Annotated in this window: 13 protein-coding genes; 7 read left to right on the forward strand and 6 right to left on the reverse strand. The window is 48.1% G+C overall.

Going from position 1 to position 16,507, the window contains the following annotated elements; translation table 11 throughout:
* Positions 1-1,509, reverse strand: coding sequence for a carbohydrate porin (locus KDM87_RS06125; RefSeq protein ID WP_212678247.1), 1,509 nt, complete (start codon positions 1,507-1,509; stop codon positions 1-3).
* Positions 1,499-2,050, reverse strand: coding sequence for an iron transporter (locus tag KDM87_RS06130; RefSeq protein WP_212678248.1), 552 nt, complete (start codon positions 2,048-2,050; stop codon positions 1,499-1,501). Before KDM87_RS06130 ends, KDM87_RS06125 begins: the two co-directional genes overlap by 11 nt.
* A 259-nt stretch (positions 2,051-2,309) precedes the next feature.
* Between KDM87_RS06130 and KDM87_RS17925 the strand changes: the two genes are divergently transcribed.
* Both KDM87_RS17925 and KDM87_RS18010 read left to right on the forward strand, forming a co-directional pair.
* Positions 2,310-2,684: a hypothetical protein gene (locus KDM87_RS17925; protein WP_329604904.1), complete on the forward strand. Its 375-nt coding sequence runs from the start codon at positions 2,310-2,312 to the stop codon at positions 2,682-2,684.
* A gap of 15 nt (positions 2,685-2,699) precedes the next feature.
* The gene (locus KDM87_RS18010; protein ID WP_212678249.1) at positions 2,700-2,849 is read left to right on the forward strand and encodes a TOBE domain-containing protein; all 150 of its coding nucleotides are present in this window, start codon (positions 2,700-2,702) and stop codon (positions 2,847-2,849) included.
* A gap of 335 nt (positions 2,850-3,184) precedes the next feature.
* Here the strand turns inward: KDM87_RS18010 and KDM87_RS06145 are convergent, their stop codons facing one another.
* Both KDM87_RS06145 and KDM87_RS06150 read right to left on the reverse strand, forming a co-directional pair.
* Positions 3,185-4,831: a Na+/H+ antiporter gene (locus KDM87_RS06145; RefSeq protein WP_212678250.1), complete on the reverse strand. Its 1,647-nt coding sequence runs from the start codon at positions 4,829-4,831 to the stop codon at positions 3,185-3,187.
* Between the two features lie 178 nt (positions 4,832-5,009).
* Positions 5,010-6,029 carry a tyrosine-type recombinase/integrase gene (locus KDM87_RS06150; RefSeq protein ID WP_212678251.1) on the reverse strand — a complete coding sequence of 340 codons (1,020 nt, stop codon included), beginning with the start codon at positions 6,027-6,029 and terminating at the stop codon, positions 5,010-5,012.
* A gap of 166 nt (positions 6,030-6,195) precedes the next feature.
* Here KDM87_RS06150 and KDM87_RS06155 point away from each other — a divergent pair, with 166 nt between their 5' ends.
* The 4 genes from KDM87_RS06155 (at position 6,196) to KDM87_RS06170 (ending at position 10,634) form a co-directional block, all read left to right on the forward strand.
* Positions 6,196-7,308, forward strand: a complete 1,113-nt coding sequence (locus KDM87_RS06155) for a DNA-binding protein (protein ID WP_212678252.1) — start codon at positions 6,196-6,198, stop codon at positions 7,306-7,308.
* A gap of 168 nt (positions 7,309-7,476) precedes the next feature.
* A complete protein-coding gene (locus KDM87_RS06160; protein ID WP_212678253.1) occupies positions 7,477-7,767 on the forward strand; it encodes a FeoA family protein in 291 nt (96 codons plus the stop codon).
* Positions 7,767-9,656 carry a ferrous iron transporter B gene (feoB, locus tag KDM87_RS06165; RefSeq protein ID WP_212678254.1) on the forward strand — a complete coding sequence of 630 codons (1,890 nt, stop codon included), beginning with the start codon at positions 7,767-7,769 and terminating at the stop codon, positions 9,654-9,656. The genes KDM87_RS06160 and feoB overlap by 1 nt, the downstream gene beginning before the upstream one ends.
* A gap of 390 nt (positions 9,657-10,046) precedes the next feature.
* Entirely contained in the window at positions 10,047-10,634 is a 588-nt protein-coding gene (locus tag KDM87_RS06170; RefSeq protein WP_212678255.1) for a hypothetical protein, read from the forward strand.
* 58 nt (positions 10,635-10,692) lie between these two features.
* Here the strand turns inward: KDM87_RS06170 and KDM87_RS06175 are convergent, their stop codons facing one another.
* A complete protein-coding gene (locus tag KDM87_RS06175; protein WP_212678256.1) occupies positions 10,693-12,294 on the reverse strand; it encodes an ABC-F family ATPase in 1,602 nt (533 codons plus the stop codon).
* A 281-nt stretch (positions 12,295-12,575) separates the two neighbouring features.
* Between KDM87_RS06175 and KDM87_RS06180 the strand changes: the two genes are divergently transcribed.
* Positions 12,576-14,258, forward strand: coding sequence for a diguanylate cyclase (locus KDM87_RS06180; RefSeq protein ID WP_212678257.1), 1,683 nt, complete (start codon positions 12,576-12,578; stop codon positions 14,256-14,258).
* A 92-nt stretch (positions 14,259-14,350) separates the two neighbouring features.
* On the opposite strand, the gene KDM87_RS06185 is transcribed toward KDM87_RS06180, so the two are convergent.
* Positions 14,351-16,429 carry a 3-hydroxyacyl-CoA dehydrogenase NAD-binding domain-containing protein gene (locus tag KDM87_RS06185; RefSeq protein ID WP_212678258.1) on the reverse strand — a complete coding sequence of 693 codons (2,079 nt, stop codon included), beginning with the start codon at positions 16,427-16,429 and terminating at the stop codon, positions 14,351-14,353.
* Positions 16,430-16,507: the final 78 nt, after the last annotated feature.

Consider the following 16,507-nt stretch of genomic DNA (forward strand, 5'->3'; position numbering starts at 1 on the left):
TCAATATACGATCTGGGCGCGCACACCGAACAACTTGACCAGGGATGCGTCGGAATTACCTGCCGGACGCGAAATCAACTGCAAATCAGGCGACAGCTCGAACTGCTTGTTGACGCGATAGCGGTAATAGATTTCGGCGACGCGTTCGGCATTGCTGGCGGCAAAGCCGAAATCAGCCAGGGTCGGGGCATCGTTGCGGAACTGGTTGCTGGTACGCAACCACCCCAGAGAAACGCCGAGCGCATCGGCGCCGCGCTGCCACAGGCCGCCGCCAAATTCTGCACCGAAGGTCAGGGCGCGATCGAAACTGACGCGTCCGGTCAACTGATGGCCGTAACGGCCGAACAGCGCCACATTGTCGCTGACGCGCTGATCGGCTGAAATGCCCCAACCCGAATGCGCGGCAACATCGCCCGAGTATTGCGCTGCCTGTCCGTTACGCCAGTAATAGGCGCGCACGTTGCCATTCAAGCCGCCAAACGATTTGAACTGCTTCTCTACCTGGGCGATCACCAGCGGCGAACTGAAGAAGCGCGTGTAATTCGCACCCTGGCCGGCGCCGAATACGCCGAAAGACAGACGCCACGGTTCAGCCTTATTGACTTCGTTCAGATAAGACACGCGGAAGCCAGGGGTAAAGCCGTTGGCATCGACGCCGATATCGCCGCCGGCATCCAGCAAGGGGTTATGTACGAACACGGTGTTGAGGAATTGGCGCGTCTCGTCATTGGCGACCGCATTCTGATCGAAGAAGGAGAACGGATCCATCTTGCCGAAATTGATTTCCAGCTTTTCACGCGAGCGCGGCTTGAAACCGCCGAACGGCAGCGGAATGGTGGCCTGGTACCAGGCTTGCCCGAGCACGGCCACGCTGTCGTCGGGACTGGTGCTGCTGACGCGGAAGGCGCTGGCATTCGGCTTGGCGAACGAGCGCACTCCGTTCAGGCCTATGCCTTGCCCCAGCCGGAATGCTGCCACCATCTTGTTTTCAATGTCGCCGCTATTGGGCAAGGGCAAGGAGACTGTCACATCGCCGCGATAATTCAACTGGCTGTTGTGAATATGCGACCCGGCCGGCATTTCACCCGGATGTTGCGCGACCGTGGTCAGGCTGACGCCGGCGGTCACGCCGTCCAGAGCACTGACGGTTCTGGCAGATTTTTGCATGTTAAGCGACTGGTATTCGACCGCTTTCAGGCGCGCCGTCAGCTCCGGCTCGTACTGGCTGACGCCGTCGTTTTCCAGTCCCTTCTCGATCTTGGCATTTTGCTCTTCGATCGCCTTGATGCGCGGCTCCAGCTTGGCGCTGTTTTCGGTGCGCAATTGCGTCAGCTGCTGCTCGAGTTCGGCATTGCGCTTTTCCAGCTGCTCCAGACGCTCGCTGAATTTTTTGAGCAAGGCATTCACATCAGCCTTGGCCGGCGCTGCCTGCACCATAGGCGCAGCCAGCATGGTGGCCAACAACAAGGTCGCCGTACGCTTGAACAAGAACGTCATTTCAATAACCACCTTTCTTGCCTACGCCGACAAAGGTAAATTCGAATTCCAGATCGATAGGCTTAAACCAGGGGCGCACGCCGGTCTGACGGTCGGTATGACGACCGAAATGGCCGTGCATACTGGCTGAAGGCGGCAAGACCTGGAATTTCACCTGATACTTGCCCGGCCCCATCAATTTGACGTTATCGCCATAGTGCGGACCGTCGTTGGCCACCATAGGCATGAAATCGCCGGCGATTTTCTGGTTGCTGCCGACCTTGGTCAACTCGTATTTGACCAGCAAATACGGAATCCACGAACCCTCGGGGAAACCGTTCGAGTTATTCGCCAGCGCCTTGATATCGAGTTCCAGATGCACGTCGGATTCCTCGACCTTACGCATCATGCCGTCCGGCTCCATCGTGATCGGTTGCAGATAAACCGCGGACAATTCCAGGCCGACGCGCTGTTGCGGCGTGCCGATCGGATACTCAATCGCATGCGCAGTCAGGCTAGCACCGAGTGCCAGGGTGGCGACGGCTGTTTTTAAACGGAAATCAAGAATAGACATAAATAAACCTTGGACAATGAGATAGGAATTAGGCAAGTTGATAAAACATGGAAATAATAACCATTCTCATTTAAAAAATATTTGATCCGACTCAAGTTTTTTTGAGTTCTAACGAGTTAAATACAGCAATCGGTCGATTAGCCCCCAAAACCCGTAGGCCAGCCCAACTTTCACTGCCAAATGGTTACTGCCGCGTATTGAGAGGTTCCAAACCAATTGGCCCGATACGGACGTGCACCTGGGGACTTACCTCAAAGTGGTGGATTTTGTTGCACAGCGGATTGATATCGACGTGCGCTACGGCACGGGAAATTGCTCGGAACTAGCCGATCTATTGAATGACCAGGTGTTGCCATTCCTGACAGCACGGGAAATGGGCTTGATCCGCGTGCTACAAAAGAACTTAGCGGACAGTAAGAACAGCCTTGGTAAAATTCTGCATGCTGGTGATTTTTTGGTTGGGCATAACACGGAATTAGCAAACTTAGTATTCGATAGCCAAACAGCACGCTTTTTTCAACTTATGGAAATCTGTGTAGATAACTATCGAAAGTTGCCAGAACCGCACGAAATAACTATTTCGGCAGATACACATAGGTTGTTGCGAGCACCTTTAATAGAGGGCATTTGGTAGATAGGGAATGTCATATTGCTGTCGCGTCTGACCAAGCGAGCAGTGGCGTCGCTTGGCGTAATTTCTGGTCAACCAGTGTGGCTGCAGGTCAAGTCTACTAAAAATAGACCTGAAAAAGGTTACCTCAAGAAACTTTTACCTTTTCGAGGGGATGGGGAGAAATAGCCAGAGTAATACTGAAGTGCTTACAACTTCCCCAAAAATGTAAAAGAAGCTTTATATGAAGGCTTCAAAAATTAAAAAAAAAGCGATCTTTGAATTGATCAATGGTGATTTTTTACGCTAACTTTACATTTTTGGGGGATGGGCAAACTCAACCATTTTGAATATTTGCTGCAGTAAAGTCACAACTGTCTCCTCCAACACCGTCAAGGTTTGGATTTTAGCCCGCTCACAGCGGGCTATTTTTTTGTCACCCATTCCTTTCTTTTGAGAAGAAACTGATTGTCAGTGATTTTTTGTGCGCCGTCTTAAACCAAAATTCGTACCGATGTATTACATTAGTGCTGTTTTTGTTTGGTCAGAGCCGTTTCTATCAGATCAATTTCGTGTACCAACTGCCGATGTAACACATCGTCCAACTGTCTGTTTAAACGTAATTGATATAGTTGATCGCGCTCGGCACGTAAAGCTTCGATGCGCATCTGTCGTTCGACATCTAACTCCCGGATATGGTGTGACTGTGATCCATTCTGCCGCAACCCGTGCGCCAAACGGCGTCGGTATAACTCAATGACGTGCATTGCGGCCTCCATTTGCACAAGGCTCTCAGGCTGATCATTGGAAATACCACGATACAAATCTTCAACCCGGCGGATCGCAGCAGATGCCGCAGCATTACGTGCAACCGTTTCTTTATTAATCTGAGCCACAGGCTCGGAGAACTCAAAGCCGGCAGCCAAAATAGGCAATGCAATGCTGGCGACAATCAGCGACAGCAAAATAACGCCCATTGCGAGAAAAATCACCAGATCACGAGCCGGGAAATCGGTGCCATCTAACATCGTCAATGGTAAAGTGAGGATACCCGCCAGTGTAATGGCACCACGCACACCTGCAAATGCGGTAACCAGCAATAATCGGGGAAAAGATTTTTTATCTGCGACATTTCCCTTTTTGCCAAATAAAGTCAGTTTAAGCGAAGCCCAAACCCAGATTAAACGCAAGGTCGTCAGTGCAAACGTAATGCACACAATATACGCGGATAAATGTGCGAGGCTGGCGATACCGGTATCAATCGCAATTTCTTCTATGCTTTCGAGTATCCGCGGTAACTGCAAACCCAATAGCATAAACATGATGCCATTTAATATCATTTGCACGGTATCCCATACCGTGCGCCGTTGCATGCGGGTTGCCGCTAAAGTGTGTCCGGTCAGATCAGAGTAATGCATGGTCACCCCGGCTGTTACCGCGGCCAGAATTCCTGAAGCATTCAGATGTTCAGCTGTCAGATAAGCGGCGAACGGGATCAAGAGGCTGATCATAATCTGTACGCCCGGCTCTTCTCCGGTTTGTCGTATCAGCCAACGATTCGCCAGATTAATGGTGTAGGTCAGCACAATTCCTATCAAAGCACCACCGCCAGCCACCAGCATGAAAGTCCAGGATGCCTTGGCGAGGGAAAAACTCCCGGTTAACGCTGCCAACACAGCAAAACGAAAACAGACAAGACCAGAGGCATCATTTAATAGTGATTCGCCTTCAAGAATGTGCATCAGCCTCGGTGGAATTGGTGTTTTGGACGCTATTGCAGAAACAGCAACCGGATCAGTTGGCGACAAAATTGCTGCCAAAGCGAATGCTACTGGTAATGGAATTGCTGGAATCAGCCAATCGATCAGAAACCCCATACCAACAACAGTAAAAATGACCAGGCCGATGGCAAGCATCAGTATGGGCTTCATATCGAGAAAAAAGGCCTCTTTCGGTATGCGCCAACCATCCAGAAATAATAAAGGGGGAATAAATAACAGAAAAAAGATGGCTGGATCCAGCGAGACGTCAAACGGGGAAAACGAGGCAATAATGGCGCCGGTTGCAATCTGAATCAGTGGCAATGGCAATGCGACAGGAGATAATCTGACAATAAAGCCGCTCACAGTGACAGCAAGCAGCAGAATCAAAACCATTGTAATTATTTGCATCGTTCAACCGGAAAAATTGCCTTCCAGACCAAGAAAGCATCTTAATGATCATAGCAGAAGAGTTGCTGCTATGATCCGAGTATCTCGGTAATTCCTATGATTCACGACAAATTCATCAATGTCTCACCTGGCCATCGGATCAGAACACTACTATTGCATGTACGATTTTTCATTGAGTTTATTTCTTTTGACGCAACAGGCTATGCATGGCGTTTTCTTTGAATTGATCTGCATCCTCAATATATCCCTGAACAGTCCCGTCGAAACGCCAACCGCCTTGCCGTTTGATATCACGGAAGCTTGCACCGGCACGGTAAGCACTGGTAGCCATGCCGCGCCGCAAGCTATGACTGCTGAATTCCGGGACATAATCCAATCCCGCCGCTGCCGCACATTCAGTGAGTATTTTATTCACACTGTTCGCATGCAAAGCCTGTTCGCCGACATGCTTCCACTGATCTATCCGCCTGAAGATTGCGCCGGTATAAACACCCGAAATGCTGAGCCATCGTTTTAATGCCGTTGCAGGACAACAGCTGCTATCGCCATAAGGAATTGCTTTTGCAATTCCCTCCCCCGCCTGATCGGTTTTTGATCGCGGCAGCAGCAGGGTAATTCCCTCTGATTCCCATTTCACATCTTCACATCGCAAGCCTACCAATTCAGAGCGACGAAAACCACCGAAAAAGGCAATTTGCAGCAAAGCACTGTCCCTTATTGCTTTGATGTCACTCTGTTCGGAGAGGTAAAGCACAATGCGCTCCAGCTCTTCGATAACTAATGCCCTCGCCTTTTTTTTAGGTTTTGCATGGACTCGCGTAATGCCAGTCAGGATTTTTCTTACGTTAGGATAACTGCAAGGATCAGGAAATCCCTGGTGCTTATGCCATTGAGATAAGGCCGTCAGTCGTAAAGATAGCGTACGAGGATTCAGTTTTCCTGCATGTTCTGCCATATAACGAATCAGGCTAGCCTCATCGGCGGGTAATAACCCTCCCCACTCCAAAAAATGTCTGATGGCTGAGCGATACGCACGGCGGGTATTGTCAGACGTTGCCGCCGCGAGAAATGCGGCTATTTGCTGCGCAGAAGCAGCCAAAACACCATTTTGAGAGCCCTCCGCCAGAGTTCCCCGCTTATTACTGCCGGGTTCAGAGGTTTCATTTTTTAGTTGGCTCGGTTTTGGCAGTGAATTCATATTTCGTAACAGGCAACGGGAAAAACAGGATTAATTCTAAATATGATATTCGATAATATACATTATCAATACTTAAAATTCGAAGAAAATAAAATTAATACTATCAATTTTTATCGTAATATTACGTATTACGTATTACGTAATTTAGTATCTTATATTGAGGTGAATGATGGCAAGAGCAGGCATTCTTTATTCTGACGTAGCACGAGCTGCAACTGAGCTCGCGGCCAAAGGGGAAGCCGCTACCGTAGATAATGTGCGAAAGATGATGGGCGACACAGGGAGCAAAAGTACCATTACCCCCATGCTTAAACGATGGAAAGAGGAGCATCAGGACGAGACCCAGGCAGCCAACTCCGGCCTGCCTGAATCCATCTTGAATGCGGTGCGTGGAGTCTACGCACAGCTGCAAAGTGAGTGCGAGAGCAAGATGACTGCGCTGACCGCAGAGCACGATACATTGATTCAGGCAGCAAAAACCCAGCAAGCAACGCTCAGCGACCTCATAGAGTCCCTCACCACAAGTAAAATCACTCTTGAGACACAACTAGCAGCAACACAGGAAGTGCTGGAGTCAATCGAGGAGAAATATTCAGCCCTCCAATTAAAATTCACTGGCATGCAAAGTGAAAAAGAAGGATTAACGCTACGGCTTGACGACAGAAATCAGGAAGTCAAAGAGTTAAAACAGAAAAATGAGGTAATGCGCCATCAGTTTGAGCATTTTCAAACCGCGACAGCCAATCAACGCGCAGATGACAGAAGAGCTTACGAGGCACGCATTTCACAAATGGAAAGCGATCTGCAGCTTATCAGAAAAAACAATCAAACTTTGGAAAGCGCTCAGACAAAGCAAGAAGCAGAGATTCAGCAGTTACTATTAATTAACGCTGAAATTGCCAACAATGCACAAAAGCGGAAAGAAGATCTGGAAGCGCTGCAGATAAAGCATTATCAGACAGAGTTTCTGTTGCAAGAAACAAAACAGGAAAATCTCAGTCTCAAAAAGGATCTGTCAGCATCTCAACTGGAATCACAACGCTTACAGACATCCGCTGCCGTCTCCGCAAAATTACAAGATGTACTGACTGAGCAACTGAAGCAATCTGAAATAAAAACTAGACAGGTTGAAGATGAAAAACAGACGTTGATAATGGAACTCGTCAAAACAAGAGCAAATGATATTAGATCCAACGAAAACCTTAATGAGAGTCCGGCATTTGAAAGCCAGAGGAAACAGCTCACGCAAGATATCCCGACAACCAAGCCGGATCGCTAAAACGACCAATATCACCTGAGGATAATTTAATTCGATTTAACCAAATAAAACAATCGCCTCACTTTCAATACAAGGAAGAACAAGGAAGAATGATTGAATAGACTGCGATATTGATATATATTCTCATTATCATTTAGAGTTACTTCACATCAATTACCGTCTGGTGCCATGAGCAGTTTGCCTGTATCCCCCTCCCCGATCACCCTGAATCATCTTCGCGTTGGCGATGCCGCCATCGTGACTGATCTGTTCCAGCCAGCCCAAAGCAATCTGATTCAGGCAACAGATATCATCCGCCGTTTGAAGGAACTGGGATTCATTCATGGGGAGAAGATCAAAATATTGCATAAAGGTTACTTTGGCGGCGAACCCATCGCGGTTCGTATTGGAGAATCGACGTTTGCCCTCCGGAATTTTGAGGCAGCCTTGATAGGCGTCAGCAAAATGGAGGTAGCGTAATGACTGACCATCTTAAGCCACAGCGCATTGCTTTAGTCGGCAACCCCAACTGCGGTAAAACTGCTTTATTTAACCGACTGACTGGTGCAAGACAAAAAGTTGCCAATTACGCTGGAGTAACGATAGAACGCAAGGAAGGACACTTCACAGCACCAAATGGCCGTCACTGGAGTATTCTTGACCTTCCGGGCACTTACAGTCTGAATGCGATCACGCCCGATGAAAAAATTACAGAAGAGGTCGTCAAAGGTCAGCGCGCTAACGAAGCTTTACCTGATGCCATTCTTTGCGTCGTGGATGCAACCAATCTCAAGCGGGGACTGCGCCTTGCCTTTGAACTTAAAGACCTGGGCTTGCCACTGATTCTCGCTGTCAACATGATGGATTTGGCAAAAAAACGCCAGATTAATATTGATATCGAAGCACTGTCGTCAGCGCTGAATATTCCCGTTGTTGAGACGATTGCCGTTGAGACGGAAGGTGTTGACGCCCTGCTTCGTCAACTGGAAATACTTGCACAATCATTAGGTGTGACTGATAACGTTCCGCGCACAGCGACTGCATTAACACGATCACCAGAAGAAATTCAACTTGCCGTGAATGCATTAATTGCAGCATCCGTACAGCAAGTAAAAGATGCAGGCGAAGAAGATGCGCCACTCAGTTATCGCATAGACCGATGGATATTACATCCGGTATTCGGCCCGCTGATTTTTGCCAGCCTCATGTTCTTGGTATTTCAGGCCGTGTTTGCCTGGGCGCAGTTACCAATGGACTTGATTAAGTCATCGATTGAAGGTTTGGGTAGCCTGGTTGAAGCTACCCTGCCTGCGGGAATGCTTCAAGAGTTGTTAGTGAAAGGCGTGATTGGTGGTGCAGGTAGCGTTTTAGTTTTCTTGCCACAGATTGTCATTCTGTTTTTCTTCATTCTCGTGATGGAAGACTCCGGCTATCTCCCACGGGCAGCATTTCTGCTCGATAGAATTATGGGAAAAGTAGGCTTGTCTGGTCGCGCTTTCATTCCCTTATTGTCCAGTTTTGCTTGCGCCATTCCTGGCATCATGGCGACCCGCACCATTCAAAACCCGCGTGATCGTCTGGTGACTATCATGATCGCCCCCCTGATGACGTGTTCGGCACGGCTGCCCGTCTACGCTCTGATTATTGCAGCTTTTATTCCTGAAAAAACAGTCTTCGGTATACTGAGTCTGCAAGGTTTAGTCTTGTTTACCTTATATATTGCCGGTATTGTTTCTGCGATGCTGGTCGCCCTGTTTTTTAAATATCAATGGGGTAAAGCCGAGTTGCATTCACTCATGCTGGAATTGCCGGATTATCGCTTGCCGAACACACGCAATTTATTATTGGGTTTATGGGAGCGGGTAAAAATCTTTACCACACGCGTCGGCACCATCATTCTGGCGTTAATGATCCTGTTATGGTTTCTCAGCAGCTTCCCTGGCGCACCTGAAAATGCAACGCAACCGCCGATTTATTATAGTATCGCTGGCCATCTCGGACGTCTGCTTGAATTCGTTTTTGCACCGATAGGATTTAACTGGCAGATTTGTATTGCGCTGGTTCCTGGGCTTGCCGCGCGTGAAGTCGCCGTTGCCGCACTTGGCACCGTCTATGCCCTGTCGCAATCCGGCGATGAGCTTAGTAGTATGCTGGAGCCACTTATCGCACAATCCTGGAGTCTGCCGACCGCCTTGTCTTTATTGGCATGGTATGTCTTCGCACCGCAATGTATCGCGACTTTGAGTGTGGTGAGGCGTGAAACGAATACCCTGCGATATCCTGTATTGATGGCAGCCTATTTATTTGGCCTTGCCTATATTGCGTCTTTTATTACGTATCGATTGGCGCTATTTTTTACCGGGGCTTAATCATGTTACAAATGGCAATCACTTTTCTGATGTTATTTTCAGCGTTGGTCTATCTCTTGCTGAAATGGATGCCAGCGTCTGTCAGAAAAAAAATACAGGTCAAGCTGAGCGGTCGCCATCCAAAGCTTGCGAGCCACTTTGAAGATGCAGCGAAAAACTGTGCCAGTTCTTGTTCTTCATCTTGTAATAGTTGCGATGAAACATCGCGCCCCACACAATTGAGTCAACACTCTAAACCTGTCATCCCCATCCACAAAATCTGACATTGTCGGGTGTTTTATCAGTTGCGCCCTTGAATACCTGTAGCATCGACGGTAAGTGTGTTGTATGCTTTTGCTGAGTTCCAGATAGTACTTCTGGCATAAAAATGATTTGGGGCCGATGCTCAATATGTTGAACAGTATTTACGATAAGACAGAAAAAGGGCGCGAGGAAATCGCTACCCGCAAACATCATTTAGCAAACCGTCTTCGCACTTTACTGGTCATGGTAGATGGAAAACAAAGTGCTACGGATTTATTGAAAAAAGTATCCGCATTAGGGTTTGATGAAAATAATGTACAGGAACTTTTAGATCAGGAATTGATTACCGCTGTCAGCAAAGCCGGAGAAGTCCTGGTAACTGCTGCGCCTGAAATTAATCTCGTCAGCGACTTACCACCGCCGACCGAGGTCGCGGTTGAAGATATGAATGAATCCGAACAATTTCGTGAGGTCTATACCTTCTTCAACGAAACGATTAAAAGCGTACTCGGATTGCGTGGATTCACACTACAGATGAAAGTTGAGCGCGCTGGCACATTGGACGATTTCAGAAAGTTACGCCAACCCTATCTCGAAGCCGTGATGAAATCAAAAGGCAGAGAAATGGCGCGCAGCTTGCGGGACAGACTGGATTATCTGCTATACAAAGGTGAACAAGTCCACCAAAGCGATACACTATTACGCGATAGTGCAATCAACTTCACTCAAAAGTAATCAGTAAAAAAGCCGGGATAACCCGGCTTTTTTGCACCACATGCGATACAGCAGTAGTTTATTCAATCCCTTGACTGCTCAGATATTCCTCGTAGGTACCTTGGAAATCAATGATTTCATTTTCTTTGATCTCAAGTACACGGGTTGCCAGCGACGATACAAATTCCCGGTCATGCGAAACGAAAATCAGGGTTCCCGCATATTTTTCCAATGCGATATTCAATGACTCGATCGATTCCATATCCATGTGATTCGTCGGTTCATCCATTAACAAAACATTGTGACGCCCCAACATCAGCTTACCGTACATCATTCGCCCTTTTTCACCGCCGGACAGAACTTTCACTGATTTCTTCACATCGTCGCCACCGAACAAAAGACGTCCAAGAATAGAGCGCACAGCCTGATCATCGTCGCCCTCTTGCGTCCATTGGCCGATCCAGTCCGTCAGATTTTTATCTGACGCGAACTCTTCGGTAGGATCTTGCGGCATGTATCCGACATTCGCATTTTCTGCCCATTTGACAGTGCCACGATCCGCGTGCAGACCAGCAATATCGTCGCCACCAATGCAACGCAATAAAGTCGTTTTACCGATGCCATTGGCACCGATAATCGCCACGCGCTCACCGGCTTCTACCATCAGATCGACATTCTTAAACAGTGTGCGATCATATGCCTTGGTCAGACCTTGCACTTCTACAGCCAGACGGTGCAATTTTTTCTCGCCATCAAAACGTACAAAAGGATTCTGACGGCTGGATGGTTTGAATTCTTCGATTTTAATTTTATCGATTTGCTTGGCACGGGAAGTAGCCTGGCGCGCCTTCGATTTATTGGCAGAGAAGCGACGGACGAAATCTTGCAACTCAGCGACTTTCTCCTTGGCCTTCGCATTGTTGGCCATTTGCTGCGCACGTGCCTGCGACGATGCCAGCATGTAGTCATCGTAATTGCCAGGATAGATTTTCAACGTGCCATAGTCCATATCTGCCATGTGAGTACAGACCTGATTCAGGAAATGGCGATCATGCGAAATGATGATCATGGTTGAATTGCGCTGATTCAGAATATCTTCCAGCCAGCGGATGGTGTTGATATCCAGATTATTGGTCGGTTCATCGAGCAACAAAATATCAGGATTAGAAAACAAAGCCTGTGCCAGCAAAACGCGCAACTTCCAGCCCGGAGCGATCGCACTCATCAAGCCCTGATGCTGATCAGTTGGAATGCCAACGCCCAGCAACAACTCGCCTGCGCGGGCTTCTGCAGTGTAACCATCGTATTCGGCAAATTTGGCTTCCAGATCGGCCGCCTTCATGTAGTCTTCGTCGGTGGCGTCGGGATTCGCATAGATCGCATCGCGCTCAGACATTGCAGCCCACATTTCTGTGTGCCCCATCATCACAACATCCAGAACGCGCATCTCTTCAAACGCAAACTGATCCTGACGTAATTTACCCAGACGTTCATTCTGATCCAGCATCACAGTGCCGGAAGACTGCTCCAGATCACCGCCGAGGATTTTCATGAATGTCGATTTGCCACAACCGTTGGCACCAATAAGACCGTAACGATTGCCCTCGCCAAATTTGACTGAGATATTTTCAAACAGCGGCTTAGGGCCAAACTGCATGGTGATATTTGCGGTAGATAGCACGGAAAAACCTTTTGCAAAAATGAATAATTAACCGTCAATTATACCACCCGACTTTTATCACCAGATGAATGCTTGCGTGAATGAACCGGGTAATAAGATTTTCAGCAAACGTTGTACGAGGCTAAAAATAAAATCAGACGGAATTCAATAAATTGAATATCAATACGGCGACATAAGATTGCCGTTTTGCTCAATTGCTTTTTCGCAAAATTATCAATAAGATGAGCCGCAAATAAAAACTTTCCTCCGCCAACTATGGCAAAACGATAAGGTAAACTCTGGTGAAACTGAAACCACCTCCTTTACATACCATCATCGCAAGCTCCTTCATTACCTTAGTCTTTTTGCTGGGCTTCCCTACCTATATTTATATCACCAAAATTCATACTGAGCAGTTGATTAACGACCGCGGAATGATGTTGCGTGCGCTGGCCAGAGGAACGGCAACTATACTGGCAAAAAATATGAGGGAACGTCGCCGCGAGGTAGAATTGCTCGCACAAACTCCCCTATTCGTGCGCGCGCCCTTAGATAGCAACGACTTTGACGCCAGTCTCAGCAGGCTCCATCAGTCATACGCGCATTACTCCTGGATAGGGCTCGTCGATATCAAAGGCAAGGTACTGCATGCAACTAACAATAATTTAACCGGACAGAATGTAAGCAGCCGTCCATGGTTTCAGCATTCGCAACAAGGAACTTATGTTGGTGACTTACATGAGGCCGCAATGCTTGCAGAGTTGCTCCGGAATAAAATTCACGAATGGCCAATCCGTTTTATTGATTTTGCCGCTCCTGTATACGACGAAAAAGGACAGTTACGCGCCATATTGGGAGCACACGCGCATTGGCGCTGGGCATCGGAAGCAATCAGAGAGGTAATGCCTGAAGATGCAAACAAACGGAAAATTGAAATATTCATCGTCAATAGCAATAACGAAATTATTTATCCTGATCATCCGGAAAAAATTCCAGGTGCGCCCGTGGCACCAAAAAAATACAAAACAGATGAATCAAGCTTTCATAACTGGGGAGGGAATGAATTTTATCTGACAACCGTCGCCTCTGTCAGTGAGCCTGTTGTGGGTAACAAGTGGCCGCTGAACTGGAAAGTAATGGTCAGACAACCACGCGACCAAGTGATATCGGAAGTGAACAGTCTCCAGAGAAGTATCACTCTCGGCGTGGCAGCTGCCGCAGTCGTATTTGTTTTGCTGGCATGGATGCTAGGTGACTACATCAGTCGTCCAATTATTCAATTGTCAAAATTAGCCAAGAAGGTATCTGATGGTGACGATAAAATTCAGTTCAATATTTCTGCCAACAGTAAGGAACTGAAAGAATTAAATTCTGCAATGGAGGATATGGCTGCCACACTGCTAACTCGCAAACATGCTTTAGAGGACGCCAACAAAGATTTGCAGTCAATCGTGGCAGAGCGAACGGCAAAGCTGGAAGCGGCAAATCAAGAGCTAAGGCAATTAGCCCGGCGCGATACGCTGACTGGACTGCCTAATCGTCTGGCAGCAAACGAACGACTTCTCCATGAATTTGATCGCATGACGCGCAGTAAGGAGCAATATGCAGTACTGATGATAGATATCGATTTTTTCAAAAAAGTGAATGACACATATGGTCATGCCACCGGGGATGTAGTTCTGACACACGTTGCCAATCAAATTCAGGCATCACTGCGTAAAACTGATTTTGCAGGCCGGGTCGGCGGTGAAGAATTTCTGATTATTCTGCCAAAGACAAATCAGGAAAATGCGGTCAGCATTGCAGAAAAAATTCGGCGCAATATAAAAATGTCTCATGTTGAGCCAGTCGGATACATCAGTGTCAGTATCGGAGTTGCAATGGCGGAGCCAGAGCAGGAATCTGCTCCGATCGCAGTAGATCAGGCAGATAAGCGCCTGTATGCTGCAAAGCAGGCAGGTCGAGATCGGGTAGTTTCAGTTTAAGCAATAAAAAAGCGCAACCGGAAGTTGCGCTTTTTAAAGAACTCATATGTTTTTAATACAAACTTAGATTACCGCGTCGATTGACAGCAATCTCAGTTAAACGTTTTTCCATCTTCGGCCAATTTTGCCAGCAATGGCGCTGGTTTCCACGCATCACCGTGACGACCTTTAGCATATTTTTCCATCGCCCGTACCACATTTGGCAAGCCGACTGTATCTGCGTAGAACATCGGGCCGCCGGTATGCAGAGGGAAACCGTAGCCAGTCAGATACACCATATCGATATCAGAAGCGCGTGTTGCGATGCCTTCTTCAAGGATGTATGCCGCTTCATTCACCAGCGAATAAATCAGGCGCTCAATGATTTCCTGATCGAAAATTTTGCGGCGTTCTATGCCCAGATCAGCAGAGTGCTTGACGATCATCTCATTCACCACAGCAGATGGATAAGCCTTGCGATCGCCCGGTTTGTAGTCATACCAGCCAGCGCCGGTTTTTTGACCGAAACGTCCCATTTCACACAGCAGATCTGCAGTTTTTGAATACGTGATTTGTGGTTTTTCCACGTAACGACGTTTACGGATATACCAGCCGATATCGTTCCCCGCCAGATCGCCCATGCGGAAAGGGCCCATTGCAAAACCGAGTTTTTCAACGGCTTTATCGACTTGTTCCGGCGTGCAGCCTTCTTCCAGTAAGAACCCTGCCTGGCGACTGTATTGCTCAATCATGCGATTACCGATGAAGCCATCGCATACACCGGAAACCACGCCTGTTTTCTTGATTTTTTTAGAAATCGCCAACACCGTTGCCAGCACATCTTTTGCCGTTTTTTTACCGCGTACGATTTCCAGCAATTTCATGACGTTAGCAGGGCTGAAGAAATGCGTACCGACCACGTCTTGCGGACGTTTGGTGAAATCCGCGATCTTGTCAACGTCAAGCGTCGATGTATTCGACGCCAGAATCGCACCTGGCTTCATGACCTCATCTAGCTTTTTAAAGACTTGCTCTTTGACGCCCATGTCTTCGAACACCGCCTCGATCACCATATCTGCCTGAGAGATCGCTTCATATGACAACGTGCCGGTAATCAGGGCAACGCGCTGCTCAAATTTCTCTTGCGTCAGCTTGCCTTTTTTCAGCGTGTTTTCGTAGTTTTTGCGTATTGTTGCCAAACCTTTGTCGAGCGCTTCCTGTTTCATTTCAAGAATCTGTACCGGAATACCTGCATTGGCAAAGTTCATCGCAATACCACCGCCCATGGTGCCGGCACCGATCACTGCGACAGATTTCACCGGACGAGTCGGCGTGTCATCAGGTACATCTGGCAGCTTGCTGGCAGCGCGCTCACCGAAGAAAGCGTGGCGCAATGCTTTTGATTCCGTTGTCTGTACCAGTTCCAGGAATAAATCACGCTCAAATTTAATACCGTCGTCAAACTTCTTGGTTACCGCAGCAGCAACTGCTTCCACGCATTTCAATGGCGCAGGGAATGGGCCTGACATTGCGCGTACGGTATTGCGGGAGAATTGCAGGAAAGCTTCGTAGTTCGGATAATCGATTTTGATGTCGCGTACTTTAGGTAGCGGACGCACATCTGCAACTTTGTTCGCAAATGCGGTTGCGGCAGTCATCAGATCGCCTTCGGCAATCTCATTGAACAACGCAGTTTTCGCGAGTTTTTCTGATGCAACCGGAGTGCCTGAAACAATCATATTCAAGGCCATTTCCAGCCCGACGACACGTGGCAGACGTTGTGTCCCACCTGCGCCTGGGAGAATGCCCAGCTTCACTTCAGGCAGCGCAATCTGCGCGCCAGGGCTGGCGACACGATAGTGGCACCCCAAAGCCAACTCCAGACCACCACCCATCGCGACGCTGTGTATCGCAGCAATCACGGGTTTGTCTGACGATTCAATGACGCTGATTACGGTATGCAGGCTGGGCTCAGCAAAGGCTTTGGGAGAATTAAATTCTTTGATGTCTGCGCCGCCGGAAAACGCTTTGCCTGCGCCGGTAATGATGATGGCTTTAACGGCATCGTTATTCTGCGCCTGCTTCATGCCTTCGACGATCGCGTGGCGGGTTGCATGCCCCAGACCATTGACCGGTGGATTGTTCAAGGTAATAACGGCAATGCTGCCGTCAACTTTGTATTCTGCGCTCATGTCTCTTCCTAAGGTTGAAATACGATGGAACTGGTTTTTCTGAATAAATCAAATCTGGTGGGCGATTTCAAACTCAGC

The sequence above is a fragment of the Cognatundibacterium rivi genome (assembly GCF_018139565.1).
Classification (GTDB): Bacteria; Pseudomonadota; Gammaproteobacteria; order Burkholderiales; family Burkholderiaceae_D; genus Undibacterium; species Undibacterium rivi.